Consider the following 16,946-nt stretch of genomic DNA (forward strand, 5'->3'; position numbering starts at 1 on the left):
GATGCCTCACGCATTGCTGGTGGTTCCCCTGATCGTCAACACCGAGGCCGCGACCGACTTGAAGATATTCAGCTCCTATCTGCTTCTCCAGCAGAAGCATAAGCAGGCAGAACGAGAGGCCCGCGCCTGGCGTCGGGCGGCGGTAGGAATAGGTGCTATCGCCTTGGTGGCTGTCGCCGGGCTGGCTGCGTCGGTAAACCGACCGCCGCCCAAGCCACTCATCACCCGGGTCGATGCGGATGGCAGCGTTGCCGTGCTTGGGCGGGCGACTGCCGATTACACCGCGGCCGCACCGGAGATCGAGCACTTTCTCAAGACGTGGATACTGTGGGTGCGTGCCGTGCCTGCGGACGCGTCTCGGCGTGAACAGAATCTTGCCAGTGCGATGCGTGTCCTCCGCCCAAGGGCGCTGTCCAGGCTGAAGGGCTGGTTGGCGCAATACCGACGCCCGCACGATCCGCCGCCGTTGACGGTGGAGATCATCTCAATCACCGCAGAGTCGGGAGAGCGTTACGAGATCCGCTGGAATGAGGTCGCATCAGATCCTCAGGGTGCCGACCCGCTCACCTTGCGGTGGACGGCAGAGGTGAATGTCCAGCAGGTAGCTCCCGCCCACGACGTGGACCTGACCAACCCTTTGGGGCTGTACATCACCGACTTCCGCTGGATGCCGTCCTCCGGGATGCCGGCAGGCTCTCCGTCTTCACATCAATTCGAATAATTTCGAATTGTGGTGCGTGCTACGGTGGCACCCCGTCGATGGTTCCGGTTGCCTGCGGCAGCGCCTCGTCCTGCCAACGTCGGATATACGGCCCGCCAGAGGAAACTCCCTGTGACTGCTGCACTTCAGCGATGGTCCATCGCATTGCGGCGCGGCTGGCCAAGCGCGGTCGCGATGCTGATGTTCACCCTCCCGGCCTTGGCCAGCACGCCTGGCTTCACCGCGGCCGAGCGCCAGTGGATTGCGGAGCATCCGGTTGTCTACTATGCCGGCGCACCGAACGTCAGTCCCCTTGAAGACATTGTGGACGGCACATACCAAGGCCTGATCGCGGCGTATCTGGAGACGCTTTCCGAGCGCACCGGATTGTCCTTCCAGCTCGTTCCCACGCGCACCTGGGAAGAGTCCCAGCAGGTCTTCCTGCAGGGACGCGTGGACCTGTTTCCCAATGCCAGCCCCACCACGGTAAGTCCCGAGGTGGACCGCTCACTCCGCTACTCGCAGGCGTACTTCGCCAGTCCATTGATTCTGGTGACGCGCGGCGACGCCGCCTCGACGTTCGGGCCGGACACATTGACGGGCAAGCGTGTGGCGATCCGTGGCGGCCCTGATATCCAGAAAGTCCTGACCTATCGTCGGCCCGGCGCTATACCCATCGAGGTCATCAGCCCCGAGGACAGCCTGCGGAAAGTGGTGGACGGAGAGGCCTACGCTTCGGTGGGCACCGAAGCCACCCTGTCGCCGCTGCTGCGACGCAAGTACGGGCGCCAGCTGGGTATTGCCAGCACGCTGGACATCCCGCCTTACCGGGCGCGGATGGGGGTGCGCGCCAGCAATCCAATGTTGCTGACGATTCTGGACAAGGCATTGGGATCAATCACCGCGCGCGAGAGCAACGAGATCTACGAACGTTACCTGTCCCAGGCAGATTACGGTGCGCCCACCATCTGGTCGATCCTTCACTACCGCCGCGTGGAACTGACCCTGTTGCTGCTGGCGGTGGCGTTGTTGGCCTTCTTCGGCTGGCGGGCACGCGAGGCGCGACGTCGCGCCGTACGCAGCGAACAGACCAAGGCACGCTTCCTTGCGACCATGAGTCACGAGATCCGCACGCCGATCAACGCCATGCTCGGCTCGATCGAGCTGCTGGGCCGTACTTCGCTCGATGAGAGGCAGAGAGGCTTTACCGACGGTGCCACGGTCGCGGCCGAGGCGCTGATGGACCTGCTGGACAACGTCCTGGACTTGTCCAAGCTGGATGCAGGAAAGCTGACGTTGGAAAAGCTGCCCACGGATGTCCGCGTGCTGCTGCAGCAGGCGGTCGACCTCATCCGCCCGCGTGCAGATGAAAAAGGCTTGATGATCAACTACGGGCTGGAGTACCAGGTCGATGGCTTGGTGATGATCGATCCTACGCGCCTGCGTCAGATAGTGAACAATCTGCTGGGGAACGCGGTCAAGTTCACCAAGCGCGGATGCGTCAACCTGGACGCCCGGCTTGAACCATCGAGCCCGTCGGATCCGCGTAGCGCCACGCTGCTGATCCGGATCACGGATACCGGGGTGGGCATTCCCTTTGACCAGCAGCACCACCTGTTCCAGGCCTACTCCCAAGCTGATGGGTCGACGACGCGTGAGTTCGGCGGCACCGGCCTGGGACTCACCATCTGCCGCGAGCTGGTCACGATGATGGGGGGCAGCATCACGCTGGACAGCATCCCGGAGACCGGGACCACCGTGGCGCTGGCGATCCCGGTCAGTCTGGTCGAGGCGGCCTCGCGCCTGACCTTGCCGGCCGAGACCGATCGCGCTCGAACGGCCACGGCCGCTGCTGCGCAGCATGCGCCCCCCGCTACGGTATTGGTGGTCGAAGACCATCCTGGTAATCGGGCGCTGATCAGACAGCAGCTGCACGAACTGGGTGTCGCGCCAACTCTGGTTGAAAGTGGCGAGGCTGCCTTGGAGGTCCTTGCACGTGAGTCCTTCGATCTGGTGTTGATGGACTGCCACATGCCGGGCATGGATGGCTATGAGACGACACGGCGAATCCGGGCGGTGCCCCGGGCCGAGCATCTGCCGGTGGTGGCTATCTCGGCATCCACCGGCGCAGAGCATCTGGCGCGGTGCCTGGAATGCGGCATGGACGGCGTGCTGCGCAAGCCACTGCGCCTGCAGGAGCTACAAGGCATCCTGGAGCTGTGGCCCGTCCGGATCGGTTCACCCCGCATCGAGCCCGTAGAGCCGACAGTGATCGGGATCGACCATGAAGCACTGCTGCGGGAGGACATGAATGCGCTGGATGCTGCGTTGGCCAATGTCGATCTGGATCGGGCACATCACTACGCACACCGGATCAACGGGGCCGCGTTGATGTTGGGCTGGACAGCGTTGGCGCGCTGCGCGCAGGCGGTGGAGTCAGCAATAAGCGAAGGCGCTATGCCTCCCGACAGCTTCGTCGACGCGCTGCGTACGGCATTGGACGCAGCAACAAGATAATGTCACGCACGGTAGAGTGAATGGAGGCAGCCAGCCTCCATCAATACCGTGGCGTTGAATCAACACGCTCTGGTAATCTCGCTTCGGCAGCTCACTCCGGGATTATCGACGATGCATCCGAAAAAGATTCGCGTGGTGCTGGTCGACGACCACCCCATCGTCTTAGAGGGTATCCGTGGGCGGCTTTCCGGCGTGGAGGGTATCGATATTGTGGGTACCTACACCAGTGCGCGCGATCTCATCCGCGCACTCGGCGCAGCCGGTAATCCAGCGGATCTGGCAATCGTGGATTTCTCGCTGGGGCCGCAGGATGTGGACGGCGTCAACCTGCTGCGCTCGCTGCGCACGCGCTTTGGCGACCTCGCCATCCTGGTATTGTCCTCCCACTTCAACCCGGCGACCGTATCGCTGGCGCTGCAGGCTGGTGCCAATGGATTCCTATCGAAGGGAGAAGGGGCCGATGAGTTGCTCGTGGCGATCCAGGCCGTCACCAGTGGCAAGACCTACCTGAGTGGCGCCATGCGACAGCAACTGGCCGATCTGAGCGGCCTGCGCGCCCAGCGCGACGCCCTCCCGCAAGGTCTTGCAGAACCGCTTACACCTAGGGAGCATGAGGTGCTGCGCTGTATCCTCGATGGCATGTCGACGACGGAAATCTCAGCCAAGTTCTCGCGTGCGGTAAGTACCATCAGCACGCAGAAGAAATCGGGCTATCAGAAACTGGGGATCCGTACCGATGCCGAGCTGTTCAAGGTGCGCGCCTTGATCGAGAAGACCGGCTGATCCTCTGCGTTCCGATCAGTGGAGCGGCCAGCGGAAATCAGGCGGCAGCAGTTTCAGGAACTCGTTCTCACTGCTGACCTGCAGTTTCCGCAGCCCGCTCCATTTCTGCGCACTCACCGTGCTGGTGGCACGATCCAGCGCCTTGGCAATCTGGGTCGTACACAGGCCATCGGCAACCAGTTGCATCACTTCCTTTTCCCGAGGCGTGAGCTCGTGCAATGCCGAAGCAAGAAAGTCGATTCCGGCCCCGGGGATGCGTGGCCGGCTCATCTCGACGACTGACCGCACCGTGGATGCCAGCGTGTCCAAGACCTCGCACTTGCCAACATAGGCATCTGCACCTGCGGCGATGCACATGGCACGTGCGCTGCTTGTCAGATCGGAACTGAAGACCACCAACCTGCAGTGGGAGCGGTGCTGTATGGCTTGGAGCAGTGCCTGCGCTTTGGCGGCATGCTCGCCCTGGAAGCAGTCGAGTACCACCACGTCTGCATGATGATCCTGCAGGTGCTCCAGCAATGCGCCGGCGCTACGGAAATCTTCAGTGATCCGGATGCCATAGAGCGTGTTGAAGAACGCGCGCAAGCCGGTGCGCACAAGCGCATGCTGATCGAGCACGATCACGGTTGTATCAGAACGCATGCGACGCCCTCCATCTGTTAATTCATGGGCCGCACCCATGATCAGATAAAAGCGATCCGAACGATTTCGAAATGCAGGGCTGCACGACAATGAATCGTCTCGAATGGGTACTGCAGACCACGGGCGCGAGGTATCGTGCGGGCACGCGGACGACGAGCGCCGCCCGCTTGGTCATCTGTCTGCACGCTTTACCCCGGAGTACCACGAAATGTCATCTGTTCACGACACTGACACCATGGAGGTCCTGCCCCACACCTGCGAGGCGGGTGACTTGCGTTCGGGTGATCTGATACTCGCGTGCATTCCAGGCTGCGCCGAGTTTCTGTGCCGCGTTGGACGTGTCAGACGTAACGAGCGAGGACAGGTAAGGGTGGATCTGACGGATGGATTCGGCAGCATCTATTTCCACCCGCATGACAGGATCCGCTGCTTCTGAGGCGCGGCCGCAACGCATTTCGAGGTTCTTCGATTCTTAATTCGGAGTGTCCTTCCTATTCTCCGTCGGCAGCGCCGGATTCCTGGCCAGTGAGTGAGGGAATAGATGGAAACCGTGTTGAAGATACTGCTGGTTGTAGCCGGTGCATGGACCGCGGTAGCGGCGTGTCTGGGCCTGATGCTTGGGCGTTGGATGAGCCTGCAGAAGGATGTGTCCGACCGCGATGGGCTGACGGGGCAGGTACGGTGAGCCTGTCAGGTCCATCGATGGACGCTACTGACCCCTTGCGCAACCGGTTGGCAACGATCGTCCACGCATGGCTGACCCACCTGGCCATGAACGACGAAGAGTTCGAGATGGTGGCCGGCAAAGACAAGCTGCGGATGACGATGGCGACCGCTGCGATCCTGCAGGTTCTCATTGGTGACGATGCACGCCTGGGTGCTGCCACCAAACGCATCACCACGCTGCTGCAGCGACGGGATCTTGCAGTAGGGACAGGCGACACCAAGGCCGAGAACGCACCGAAGTTTGAAGCACGTGTGGTCCGCGACGGCGATGCCAGTACTCCGACTTCACTGGATCGGCGCTCGACGTTGCGGTAGCTCGCCGCTGTGCACGGAGTCTGCCTTCTTTCATCAGAGCAAAGCATGAGCTGTAGAGCTATCCCGAACCGATTCACCACCGGCTTCACCTTGTTGGAATTGATGGTCGCGTTGGCGGTGCTGGCGATCCTGGTATCGCTCTCGATGCCCTCCTTCTCCGCGCTCATTGCACAGACGCGAATTGCCAGTGCAACCAACGACCTGTTGAGCGACATGGAGTTTGCTCGTCATGAGGCCATTCGCCGCAATGACAGCGTGGTCCTGTGCGGTTCGCGAGACCGCTCTGGATGCGCGTCCGACGGCTGGCAGCAGTGGATCGTCACCACAGGAAAGGGGCTTGTGCTGCGTACTGGTCACATGCCGGACAGGAGTGACGTGACGGTTTCCGATGCGCTCCGACGTGGCCTCGTCTTCCAATCGACCGGGCTGGTTCGCATGGGCGGCCGCATGCCGGCAGAGGGTTCGATCCTGGTTTGCAGCACGGCGGTACTGAAGCGTTATCGGGTGGTCATAGGGAGTGGTATCTCGCTCCAGCGTCAGAAGGAGGATCAGGGGTGCGGATGATGACGCGGGGAGCGGGTTCGAGGCGGGGCGTGGAAGGAGCAGGCCTGATCGAAGTCATGGTGGCGGTGCTCTTGCTATCCATCGGCGGGCTGGCTACGGCGTCTGCGCAGTTGGTTGCACTGAAGCGCAATGAAGGGGCGCTGGTCAGAACGGCCGCCGTCTACGCCACGTCCAGCCTCGCCGAGGCAATCCGTGCCAACCCGGCCGGATTCCAGTCGGGTGCATATGACACGAAGGGCAGGGTCTGCACGCATGACGAGGCCCCGATCGGGGATCTGGCACGGCAGGACATCAGTCGCTGGTTGCAGGGGCTGAGCGGCCAGGGGGATGCCACCATGCAGGTGTGCGGTGCAGTGCGCTGCACGGCCGACGCCTGTATGGCGTCGATCATGTGGGACGACCAACGCGCCGGTGCGGGCACGGATCCGGGTGTGGTCGAGATCGAACTGGGATTCACGCCATGAGGCGCGCGGCGTGCAGTGGACTCAGCCTGGTCGAGCTCATGGTGGCGCTCGCGCTTGGCCTGATGCTCATCATGGCATGCGGCAGCATTTACCTGAACTCGGCCGCCAATGCCCACAGCACGATAGGCGTGTCACGGACCCAGGAAGCTGCCAGGGTCGCCATGGAGCTTATCGGCCAAGACCTGCGTGGCGCGGGCGATACGCTGTGCGACAACCGGCATGCGGTGGTCAATCTTCTCGCCCAACGGGACAGCCTGTTCTGGCAGACGCTGTCCGAGCCCGTACGAGGGGCCGATGAGGCAAGCAGTGGACAGGTCTTTCAGATGCCTGCCCTCGACTCTGGAACCGCTGAAGCCGAGCGCCTGGCCGGAACAGAGAGCATCCGGCTGTGGACGTTGACTCCGCTGCAGCTCTCGGTCACCGACACGGCGCAGTCCACGCATCCGATTCCGGTAACGGGTGTCGACACGCCGGCGGTAGGCGATGCGTTGCTCGTATGTGATTTCAAGGTCACCACCCTGCTGCGCGTGACCGCAACGGGCGCTGCCATCGGGCATGCCGCTCCCGCCAATTGCGTGGATTACTTCGTCCGTGCCAATGCCTGCGCGGGCGCCATGCCACCGCTGGCAACCATGCAGCGCTATGGTCCTGATACCGCGATGGCGCTACCGGAACAAGTACGCTGGTATGTGGGCACCGGCCCGGACAAGCGCGCGGCCCTGTATCGCAGCGTGGTGCGTGACGGTATACCGGCACGCGCTGCGGCGATCGTGCCCGGCATCGACAGCTTCCAGCTCAGGTACCTGGTCCGGGGTGGGTCGCGCTACGTCACGGCCGCCGAGGTCCCGGATGCGGAGTGGCACAACGTGACCGCCGTCTCCGTGCGCTTCTCTGTCGTACCCCAACTGCCGGGGCGCACCGGCGACACGGCGGCGCGGCATTTCCAACACACGTTCCAGATAAGGTCCCGCAGCTGATGCGCGCCGTTCAAAGCAATCGCGGCGGACAGCGTGGCATCGCCCTGTTCGTCGTCCTGATCACCTTGTTGCTGCTGTCGATCGTCGCAGTGATGAGCTTGAATGCCGGCGTACTGCAGGAGCAGATGACATCGTCCATGCGCGACCGCGCGCTGGCGCTGCAGAACGCGGAGGCCGCACTCGCGGCGGCCGAAAAGACGATCCAGCTGAAACGGTTCGGTGCTGGTGGCGAAGGGACGAACTGCTCTGAAAGCGGGCTTCCTGGCAGCCCTGCGTGCCGTCCCCTGCCCATCAGCAGCGGCGCAACCGAGGCCGGCCGAAGCTGGCAGGTGGCGCCGGATGTTCAGAGCAACGGGATCAGCGCGGGTGCGCCTGAGTATTCAGTGCAGTACATGGGCCGGCGCGAGACACATGTCGAACTGGGCTTGGGTAACGAGCCCAACTACGGTGAGTCACCGGGTCTGGTAGAGGCGGAATACTACCGCGTGCTGGCCCGTGGCTCGAACCCGGATGCCAACGGGCGGGCACGCGTGGTGCTGCAGACCGTCGTCGTACGTGAGTGAGGTGAAGTCATGCTGAGATATGGATACGCCGCCGCAGTAGCGGGCTTGACCCTGGCACTGGCGCTGGGCAGTGGTGGATTGCACGCGGAAGTCGCACAGACACCACTGACTGCGGAGATCCAGGTGCCCGCCAATCTGGTGCTGGTGCCGTCGGTGGAGTTTCCGACGCTGATCAGTGCAGCGAACCTCGGGAACTACGATTCGACCAGCGCTTATGTGGGCTACTTCGATCCTGGCAAGTGCTACCGCTACGTATATGCAGCGCAGGAAGCGCAGCGTCATTTCGCACCCGCATCGCTGCGCCCTGCAGCAGGCTGCGCTGGCAAGCTATGGGATGGCCGCTTCATGAACTGGGCCGCCACCCAGACGATCGATCCCTTCCGCAAGGGCCTGACCGGCGGCTACAGGGTGCGTGACACACCGACAGAGACGTGGCTTGAGAAAGCCGACTTCTCCATCCAGGGACGGGCCGCCAATTTCGAGACGCGGCGGCTGCCCAGTGGCACGGCTGCCAACGAGCGCGCGGTCAATGCGGCCACTGCGGCGCAGTACAGGGCGTTCTATGCGCGTGTGTACGGGTTGGGTGCACGCATGTATTTTTCGTCCACCAGAAACCTGGACACGGCGACATCATCGGTCGCCTACAATCCAGACAACACGCGGCATACGCTCTCGCCGCCACGCGGTAGCAACCCAGGCGACGAGGGGGTCATCTATGAAGTCAGCATCAGGGTAAAGGTCTGCGACCCGTCCGTTGGTCTTGAAGAAAACTGTGTGGCCTACTCCAACGGCTTCAAGCCAGAGGGTCTGCTGCAGAAGAACAGCGATCGCTTGCGTTACTCAATTTTTGGGTATCTCAATAACGGCGGGCCCGGCGCCGCCGATACCGGCGGGTATGAAACCGCCGCCGAGGGCGGCGTGTTGCGGGCCCGGCAGAAGTTCATTGGTCCCTTTGCCCACGATCCATTGACGCCACCGACGATCAATCCGGCGCGCGAATGGGACCCTGTCACCGGGGTGCTGCTGGACAATCCGGATCCGGCCGACGCGTCCTCTACAGGGGGCGGCGTTCGGCACAGTGGCGTGATCAATTATCTCAACCGCTTTGGCCAGATGAGGACGGGTCGTACGCCCAAGTATTACGACAACGTCAGCGAGCTGTACTACGCCGCGCAGCGCTATATCCGCGGCCTGGGTAACGTGAAGGAATTCAGCGAACTATCGAAGAACACCACGACGCGCTACCGTCAGGCGGACGGGTTCCCCGTCATCGCCGCATGGGACGATCCGATCCGATACCAGTGCCAGAGCAATACCCTGCTCGGCATCGGCGATACCAACACCTGGACCGACAAGAACCTGCCCGGAGCAACCAACAGGGGGGGAGAGCCTACTAAACCTGCAGGGGTTTCATCGGACACGTCGGTGGATGTGGTGAAGGCGTTGAAGCAGATCTGGTTGATGGAAGGGCTTTCTGCTTCCCAAGCCAGCTCACGTGCGGTTGCGCCCTGGTACAACGGTGTGGCGGCACAGCAGAACTCTGCCTACATCGCGGCCCTGGCCTATCTGGCCAACACGACGGACATCCGGCCGGACGACGCGCGCAACGGCTTTCCCGGCAAGCAGACCCTGCAGACATATTGGGTTGATGTGGTCGAGAAGGGCGATTACAAGCTCACCAACAACCAGTATGTTTTGGCTGCGAAGTATGGCGGCTTCGAGGTCCCCAGTGGCTACGAGACCTATAACCCAAAAGCGCCGCCGTTGCTGCCGGAGTGGTGGTGGAATGGCGTTGACTACGTGAACAATGACAGGCGGGAACGTCGTCCGCGCAACTTCTTCGCCGCTTCCGATGCGACGCGGATGGTGGCCAGCCTTGAGCAGGCCTTCAAGGCAATCACCCAGGTCAAGCTGGGCGCCGGCTCTGCCGTTTCGACCAATGGCGGTGAGCCCGGGGACGATGGACGCATCTACAGTGCGACCTATCAGACAGGGAGCTGGCGCGGAGACCTCAGCGCATACGAGGCCGATGCGCGTACCGGAGTGGTGGGGACTACGGCGGTCTGGAGCGCGTCGACGCGGCTGGATGCACGCCCGTGGCGTGATCGGAAGATACTCATCCCAAAGGGTGGCGCGCTGGTGACGGCAAGCTGGAGTGCCCTGAGCGCAGAGCAGCGCAGTGCATTGGGTGAAGAGCGGGTGCTGCAGTATCTGTTGGGAGACCGCAGCATGGAGGGAAAAGAGGACTTCCGGCTGCGTGCAGGCGTACTCGGTGATTTCGTCAACTCTTCGCCCGTGTACGTCGGTCCGCCCAATCCCAATCTTTACTGGGGCAAACGCTTCCAGGGCGCTGACCGCTATGCCGCTTTCGTGCAAACGCTGTCCGGGCGCAGGCCGGCGCTGTACGCCAGTGCGAACGACGGCATGCTGCATGGCTTCGATGCAGCCAGTGGCGACGAGAACGTCGCGGTGATGCCAGGCTCGGTTCCGTTTGAGGGTCTGCAGCAGTATGCCCGGCAAGGCTACCAGCACCGTTACCTGCTCGATGGCGAGCTCACCGTCGCGGACGCCTATGTCGGCGGCAGCTGGAAGACCATCCTGGTGGGAACGCGCGGCCGCGCTGGCCCGGGGGTCTTCGCGCTCGACATCACCCGGCCAGGCGACGTCCGTCTGATGTGGGAGCTGGATGGCAAAGCCCTTGCAGGCATGGGCGCTGTGATCGGCAAGCCTTTGATCGCGCAAGTGGCCGATGGGGATTGGCGCGTCGTGCTGGGCAATGGTGCAGACGGTGGCGATGATATGTCTCGGCTCTACAGCATCACACTCGATTCCGCGCAGGTGCATACCACTGTGCTGGATCGAGCCGGTGGTGGCGCGTTCGGTGCGCGGCCATGGGATGCCGATGGGGATGGGTTTGCCGAGACGGCCTACGTGGGCAATGCCGCTGGTGGTCTGTTCCGCGTGGACCTGGTCCGCTCGCAATCACAGCGTCTGTTTACCGCACAGTACGGCGGCGCACCGCAACCCATCACGGCAACCCCCTTGGTTGGCCGCAATCCGGAAGACGGTACAACGTGGGTGTTTTTCGGTACGGGCGCACTACTGGAAACGCGTGATCTGACCAACATGGGCGTGCAGTCCTGGTATGGCATCCGCGATCGTGGACAGACCGTCGCCGGGCGCTCAGGGCTGGTGATGACACGCATCCTTGCCGAGACGGTGACGGGGCGGGCGCTGGACAAGAACGACCAACCGGGAGCGGATGGTTGGGTGATCGACTTCATTTCACCCGGCGCTGCGCCGCGTGGCGAACGCATGGTGTTGCCCAATCAGTTCCGCGGCCGGACGCTGGTCGGTACGACCCGCATTCCCGATGCCAGCAACCCTTGCAATCCATCAGGGTCAGGCTATTTCATGGCCATCGATCCGTTTACCGGCGGGCGACTGGACGACAGCTTCTTCGATATGGACGGCGATGGCACGGTGGGCAATCCTGGCGACCTGATCGATGCGGACGGACATCCCGTGCCGTCATCGGGCTTTCTGGTTGGACAGGGACCCAACGGTCCGGGTTTCCTGGGTGACTGGCTGGGCGGGTCGCTGGAGGATGGTGGCCTGTCCGGTGTGATAACCAATCCGATCGGCAACCGGCTGCGTCGGGCCAGTTGGCGCGAGCTGCGCTGGCGCGGTGATGCAGGCCTACCACAGTGAGGCGCCGCAACCGCGGTATCACGCTGCTGGAGCTGATGATCGTGTGCGCGATCGTGGCGATCCTGGCGTCCATCGCGTTTCCCTCCTACACCCGATACATCATCAGAACCCGTCGAGTGCTGGCCCAACACTGCATGCTGGATCAGGCTTCGGTGCTGGAGCGGCTATACACCCGGCAGCTCAGCTACCAGAATCCTCCGACACCTGCCTGTGCGGGCGAACTGGTCGGCTACCGCTTGGACGTGACAGTACCCACTACGGGCGGGTATCTGGTGCGTACCACGCCCATCGACGCGCGAGCAGACAGCCGCTGCGGTGTCATGACGCTTGATCGCGCAGGCAAGCGCATGGCCGCGGCAGACGATTGCTGGTAGTGGACACATCGCACTTCATGTAACAGCCACGTCACCGCCCCCGCCAATACTCCGCTGGACCCCACCCCATGACCTGACCCGATGCCCGCTTACGGACGTAGCCGCTATCCCCGTGCTTCTCTGCTCACCGTCATGCTGCTGCCCGCCCTGCATGCGTACGCCAACGATGCCGCCCCCACACCGGCCGACGAGGCCCGTACCCTCGACCAGGTGCAGGTGATCGGCCAGGCCACCAGCTACGCCAAGACAACGGTCAGCAAAGAAACCCTCAACCGCCAGACCATCCTGAGCAGCGTCAACAACGCGCTCAACGAGCTGCCCGGCGTGGTCGTCAGTGAAGCAGACGCCACCGGTTCATCGGTCTGGGGTACGCAGATCAGCATGCGCGGCTTTGTCACCAACCGCGATACGCAGCAGATCGGCACCACCATCGATGGCCTGCCCAACGGGGGATCGGGCTACGGCGGTGGTTCGCTGGCCAACCGCTACATCGACACGCTGGATCTCGAAACCGTGGAGGTCAGCCAAGGCACGGCGGATATCTCGTCGCGTTCCAACGAAGCCCTCGGTGGCACGCTGAACTTCCTGACCAGTGATCCGCTGCACGAGCAGCGCGTGCGCTTCGTCGTCGGTGGCGGCGATAACGATGCACGCAAGTATTACGCCCGCTACGACACCGGCCTGCTGGCCGGGCACACCCGCGCCTGGATCAGCGCCTCATCGGCTGAAGTGCGCGATTGGATCGACGGCAGTGGCCGGACCAGCAACGACCACGTGGCGGCCAAGTTCATCACTGAGCTGGACCGCTGGACGTTGACCGGGTACGCGTCGTACAACGATGCCAACGAACCGGAGTACACCAGCGTGTCGCCCGCCAGCTTCGCCACCAACCCCGAGCGTGACGGCCTGGTCGGCACCCTGACCGGCATCCCGAACCTGGACCAGAACTTCCGTTCCGGCTCGCGCGCGCTGCGCGAGAACACGTTCGGTTACCTGCGTGCGGCATTCGACGGCGGCAGCGGATTCAAGGCGTCGGTGGCGGGCTATGCGCACCGGATGGAGGGGCGCGGTGACTGGCTGCCGCCGTATCTGGTGCAGGCGCGCGCAGATGGCGTGGGCAATCCGGAATCGGAATACCGCGGTGGCGATACGGTTTACGGCGGCTCGGCCTTGGGCCAGTTCTACTTCGTCAATCCTGATGGCAGCGCGGCGCAGGTGCGTCCGGGTTGCACGCCGCGCGCGGGCTTCACTGCCGACTATGATCCGGCCTGTTACGACGCGGGCGTGCAGGGCGTGCAGTCGTATCGCCACTCGCACTACGACAACGACCGCGCCGGCCTGACCGCCGACGTGGAATGGAAGCAGGATTTCGGCGATATCGACAACACCGTGCGCGCCGGCCTGTGGGTGGAGAACGTGGACCGCAGCGTGCGCCGTGACTGGCATCGTCTGCTCAACGTGGGCACTGACATCAGCTTCGACCACGTGCCGTACTGGGTGCAGTTCGAAGACCGCTACACCGTGGACGAGCAGATGTACTACGTGGAAGACGTGGCACGCTTCGGTCCATTCAGTGCGCGCGTGGGCGTCAAGCAGTTCTTCGTCGACCAGAAGCGGGAACGCCGTATCGGTGCGGCCGAGAACGTGCGGTCGGATTCGAAGTCTGATCCGCTGCTGTCGGCGGGCGCAACGTGGACGCTACCGGTGGAAGGGCTGGAGCTGTTCGGTGGCTACTCGCAGAACTTCGCCGCCATTCCATCCGGGGTGCTGGGCGAGACCGATGCGCAGCGCTTCGCCCGTGTCGAGCCGGAGACCGCGGACAACATCGAGCTGGGCCTGCGCATCAGCCGCTGGCCGTTGACCGGCTCGATCACCCTGTACAACATCAAATTCGACAACCGCATCGTCTATCTGCCGGCGCGGTTGGCCGATGGCATCGATTACCTCGACGAAACCGATGGCGTCTACGAGAACTTCGGCGGCGTGGAAAGTACGGGCGTCGAAGCCGCGTTGGGCTATGGCTGGGACAACGGCTGGCGGGTCAATGGTGCGTACACCTATAACCGTTCGGAATACCTGGGCAGCGGCAACGCGGCCCGTGACGCCGAGCTGGATATCGTGGATGGCGCGCAGGTGATCGGCCAACCGCGCCACACCCTGGTGGTGTCGGCGGATTGGCAGGGCGACAGCTGGAATGCCGGCATTTCAGGCCGTTACCTGGGTGCGCGCTACCTGGATGCCTCCAACGCCAACAAGCTGCCCTCCGCCACCGTCTTCAACGCCAACATCGGCTTCGACCTGCAGAACCTGTCGCCGCGCTTGAAGGGCGTGGGTGCCAGCTTCGTCGTCAGCAACCTCACCGACCGTCGCTACCTGGCGGGTGTGGACGGCAGCGACAGCGCGTTCATCGGTGCGCCGCGCACGGTGGGGTTCTCGGTGCGGGTCGATCTGTGAGCCACGCGCCGACGCCGCCTTCCGACATCGGCCGCCGCCGCCTGTTGCAGGGTGGCGTGGCAGCGGGCATCGCCGCGTTGATGCCGAGCATCGCGCGCGCGGCGTCCATCGCACCGGACGCCCGCACGCGCAGCCTGCAGGACCTGCAGCACATCGTGGTGCTGATGCAGGAAAACCGATCGTTCGATCATTACTTCGGCACGCTGCCGGGCGTGCGCGGCTTCGGTGATCGCTTCGTGGTGCCGGCCCCCGGCCTGCAGCCCGGCGAGCCGCATCGCACGCTGTGGCTGCAGCCCAATGCGGCCGGTACGCACGGCATCGCCCCGTTCCCGCTGGATACCGCCGCGCACTTCGGTTACATGCGGGTGGAAGGCACGCCGCATACCTGGCCCGATGCGCAGAAGGCATGGGACCACGGCCGCATGGCGCATTGGCCCGCGGCGAAGCAGGACCATGCGATGGGCTATTACCGCCGCAGCGACCTGCCGTTCCAGTTCGCCCTGGCAGAGGCCTTCACCGTCTGCGATGCGTACCACTGCGCCATGCAGGCGGGCACCAATCCCAACCGGCTGTTCCTGTGGACCGGCCACAACGATCCGCAGGCGCAGGGCGGTGGCCCGGCGGTGGCCAACTCGCACGACAACTTCCCCGAGCTGGGCGGCAACCCGGCGTCGTACACCTGGACCACCTATGTCGAACGCCTGCAGCAGGCGGGCGTGGACTGGCGGATCTACCAGGACATGGCGGACAACTTCACCGACAACCCGCTCGCCGGCTTCCAGGCGTTCCGCGCGGCATGGCGGGACGCACCGGGCCACGACCCGCAGCTGCGCGAACGTGGGGTCAGCACGCGCGGGCTGGCGCAGTTGCGGCAGGACGTGCTGGACAACCGGCTGCCGCAGGTCAGCTTCCTGATTGCCGATGCCGCCGGCAGCGAGCATCCGGGGCCTTCCAGTCCCGCTCAGGGCGCGGCCTATACGGCGCAGGTGCTGGACGCATTGACCGCCGATCCGACCGTCTGGAGCCGCACCGCGCTGCTGGTGATGTTCGATGAGAACGATGGCTTCTTCGACCATGTGCCACCGCCCGCTCCGCCATCGGCGGACGCCACGCAGCAGGGGGGATGGGCCGGTGCATCGGTGATCAGCACCGTGGGTGAGTATCACCGGCATCCTTCGCCGGGCAACGAAACGCATGACGAACCGGCACTGCGTGGCCGGCCTTACGGCTTGGGTCCGCGTGTGCCGTTGTACGTGATATCGCCGTGGAGCCGAGGGGGCTGGGTGGATTCACAGGTGTACGACCACACCTCTGTGATCCGCCTGATCGAGCGGCGCTTCGGCGTGGCGGCGCCGGAGCTTTCGCCGTGGCGGCGCGCGGTATGCGGCGACCTGACCCAGGCATTCGATTTTACCCAGTCCGATACGCGTCCGTTCGTACGCGCGCTGCCCGACACCGCAGCGGTAGCCTCGCGGGCGGCTGCCTTGCCGGGTCGCACGCTGCCGTCGCTGCCCGAGGCCCTGCAGCCAGCGCGGCAGGAGCGCGGCGTGAGACCTTCGCGTGCAGTTCCCTATCGCCCGGCGATCGCCATCCAGACCGATGCGGTGGCCGCCGAGGTGCGGCTGACGCTGGCCAGCGAAGGCGCGGCGGCGGTGATCCATGTGTACGACCGTCTGCAGCTGGAGGCGATCCCGCGCCGTTATACCGTGGCCCCTGGCCGCGACCTGCAGGGCAGCTGGCCGCTGCACGCGGTGCACGGCTATGACCTGTGGGCGCTGGGTCCGAATGGCTTCCATCGGCACTACCAGGGTGATGCAGCGGCCGCCATGCCCGTGGAAGCCCGCATCGAGCGTGTCGCAGATGACATGGTTCTGCAGCTGCGCAACCCGGGTCCGCAGACGATTTCACTGGATGTGCGTGGGGGTGCGTATGCGGACCTCATGCCCACGCGCACGCTGCGTCTGGCCGTGGGTGAAGAGGCAGAGATCCGCTGGGCGGCGACTACGACCGGTGGCTGGTATGACCTGCATCTGCAGCAGCAGGGGGCACGCCAGCGGTTGGCCGGGCGTGCGGAGAACGGGCGCCATGCCAGCAGTGATCCCGCATTCGGCAGCGAGCCGATGCGCTTCGCTGCAGGTTGAAACCGGGAGTCACCG

At 64.0% G+C, this 16,946-nt stretch carries 14 protein-coding genes; 13 read left to right on the forward strand and 1 reads right to left on the reverse strand.

Annotated features, from left to right (window positions below; genetic code table 11):
* The first annotated feature begins 19 nt into the window (after positions 1-19).
* From ICJ04_RS00835 to ICJ04_RS00845, 3 genes are all read left to right on the forward strand, one after another.
* Positions 20-721 carry a type IV secretion system protein gene (locus tag ICJ04_RS00835; protein ID WP_188325689.1) on the forward strand — a complete coding sequence of 234 codons (702 nt, stop codon included), beginning with the start codon at positions 20-22 and terminating at the stop codon, positions 719-721.
* A 111-nt stretch (positions 722-832) separates the two neighbouring features.
* On the forward strand, positions 833-3,217 hold the full coding sequence (locus tag ICJ04_RS00840; RefSeq protein ID WP_188325690.1) for an ATP-binding protein: 2,385 nt from the start codon (positions 833-835) through the stop codon (positions 3,215-3,217).
* A 111-nt stretch (positions 3,218-3,328) separates the two neighbouring features.
* Positions 3,329-4,000 (forward strand): response regulator transcription factor, encoded by a 672-nt coding sequence (locus ICJ04_RS00845; protein WP_188325691.1) that lies wholly within the window; start codon positions 3,329-3,331, stop codon positions 3,998-4,000.
* Positions 4,001-4,015: 15 nt separating this feature from the next.
* On the opposite strand, the gene ICJ04_RS00850 is transcribed toward ICJ04_RS00845, so the two are convergent.
* Entirely contained in the window at positions 4,016-4,624 is a 609-nt protein-coding gene (locus ICJ04_RS00850) for a response regulator transcription factor (RefSeq protein ID WP_188325692.1), read from the reverse strand.
* 559 nt (positions 4,625-5,183) lie between these two features.
* On the opposite strand from ICJ04_RS00850, the gene ICJ04_RS00855 reads away from it, so the two are divergent.
* From ICJ04_RS00855 to ICJ04_RS00900, 10 genes are all read left to right on the forward strand, one after another.
* Positions 5,184-5,327 (forward strand): hypothetical protein, encoded by a 144-nt coding sequence (locus ICJ04_RS00855; RefSeq protein ID WP_188325693.1) that lies wholly within the window; start codon positions 5,184-5,186, stop codon positions 5,325-5,327.
* A 17-nt stretch (positions 5,328-5,344) separates the two neighbouring features.
* Positions 5,345-5,683, forward strand: coding sequence for a hypothetical protein (locus ICJ04_RS00860; RefSeq protein ID WP_188325694.1), 339 nt, complete (start codon positions 5,345-5,347; stop codon positions 5,681-5,683).
* A 45-nt stretch (positions 5,684-5,728) separates the two neighbouring features.
* Entirely contained in the window at positions 5,729-6,247 is a 519-nt protein-coding gene (locus ICJ04_RS00865; RefSeq protein ID WP_223202952.1) for a GspH/FimT family pseudopilin, read from the forward strand.
* 29 nt (positions 6,248-6,276) lie between these two features.
* Positions 6,277-6,711, forward strand: coding sequence for a type IV pilus modification protein PilV (locus ICJ04_RS00870; RefSeq protein WP_188325696.1), 435 nt, complete (start codon positions 6,277-6,279; stop codon positions 6,709-6,711).
* Positions 6,708-7,688, forward strand: coding sequence for a PilW family protein (locus ICJ04_RS00875; RefSeq protein ID WP_223202953.1), 981 nt, complete (start codon positions 6,708-6,710; stop codon positions 7,686-7,688). Before ICJ04_RS00870 ends, ICJ04_RS00875 begins: the two co-directional genes overlap by 4 nt.
* Positions 7,688-8,251, forward strand: coding sequence for a PilX N-terminal domain-containing pilus assembly protein (locus tag ICJ04_RS00880; protein ID WP_188325698.1), 564 nt, complete (start codon positions 7,688-7,690; stop codon positions 8,249-8,251). Before ICJ04_RS00875 ends, ICJ04_RS00880 begins: the two co-directional genes overlap by 1 nt.
* Before the next feature lie 9 nt (positions 8,252-8,260).
* On the forward strand, positions 8,261-11,962 hold the full coding sequence (locus ICJ04_RS00885) for a PilC/PilY family type IV pilus protein (RefSeq protein ID WP_188325699.1): 3,702 nt from the start codon (positions 8,261-8,263) through the stop codon (positions 11,960-11,962).
* Positions 11,959-12,336: a type IV pilin protein gene (locus ICJ04_RS00890; RefSeq protein ID WP_188325700.1), complete on the forward strand. Its 378-nt coding sequence runs from the start codon at positions 11,959-11,961 to the stop codon at positions 12,334-12,336. Before ICJ04_RS00885 ends, ICJ04_RS00890 begins: the two co-directional genes overlap by 4 nt.
* An 81-nt stretch (positions 12,337-12,417) precedes the next feature.
* Complete coding sequence (locus ICJ04_RS00895; protein ID WP_188325701.1) at positions 12,418-14,790, forward strand: TonB-dependent receptor; 2,373 nt, start codon at positions 12,418-12,420, stop codon at positions 14,788-14,790.
* Positions 14,787-16,931, forward strand: coding sequence for a phospholipase C, phosphocholine-specific (locus tag ICJ04_RS00900; RefSeq protein WP_223202954.1), 2,145 nt, complete (start codon positions 14,787-14,789; stop codon positions 16,929-16,931). Before ICJ04_RS00895 ends, ICJ04_RS00900 begins: the two co-directional genes overlap by 4 nt.
* The last annotated feature ends 15 nt before the right edge of the window (positions 16,932-16,946 follow it).

Origin of the sequence: Stenotrophomonas sp. 169 (assembly GCF_014621775.1) — a bacterium.
GTDB lineage: Bacteria > Pseudomonadota > Gammaproteobacteria > Xanthomonadales > Xanthomonadaceae > Stenotrophomonas.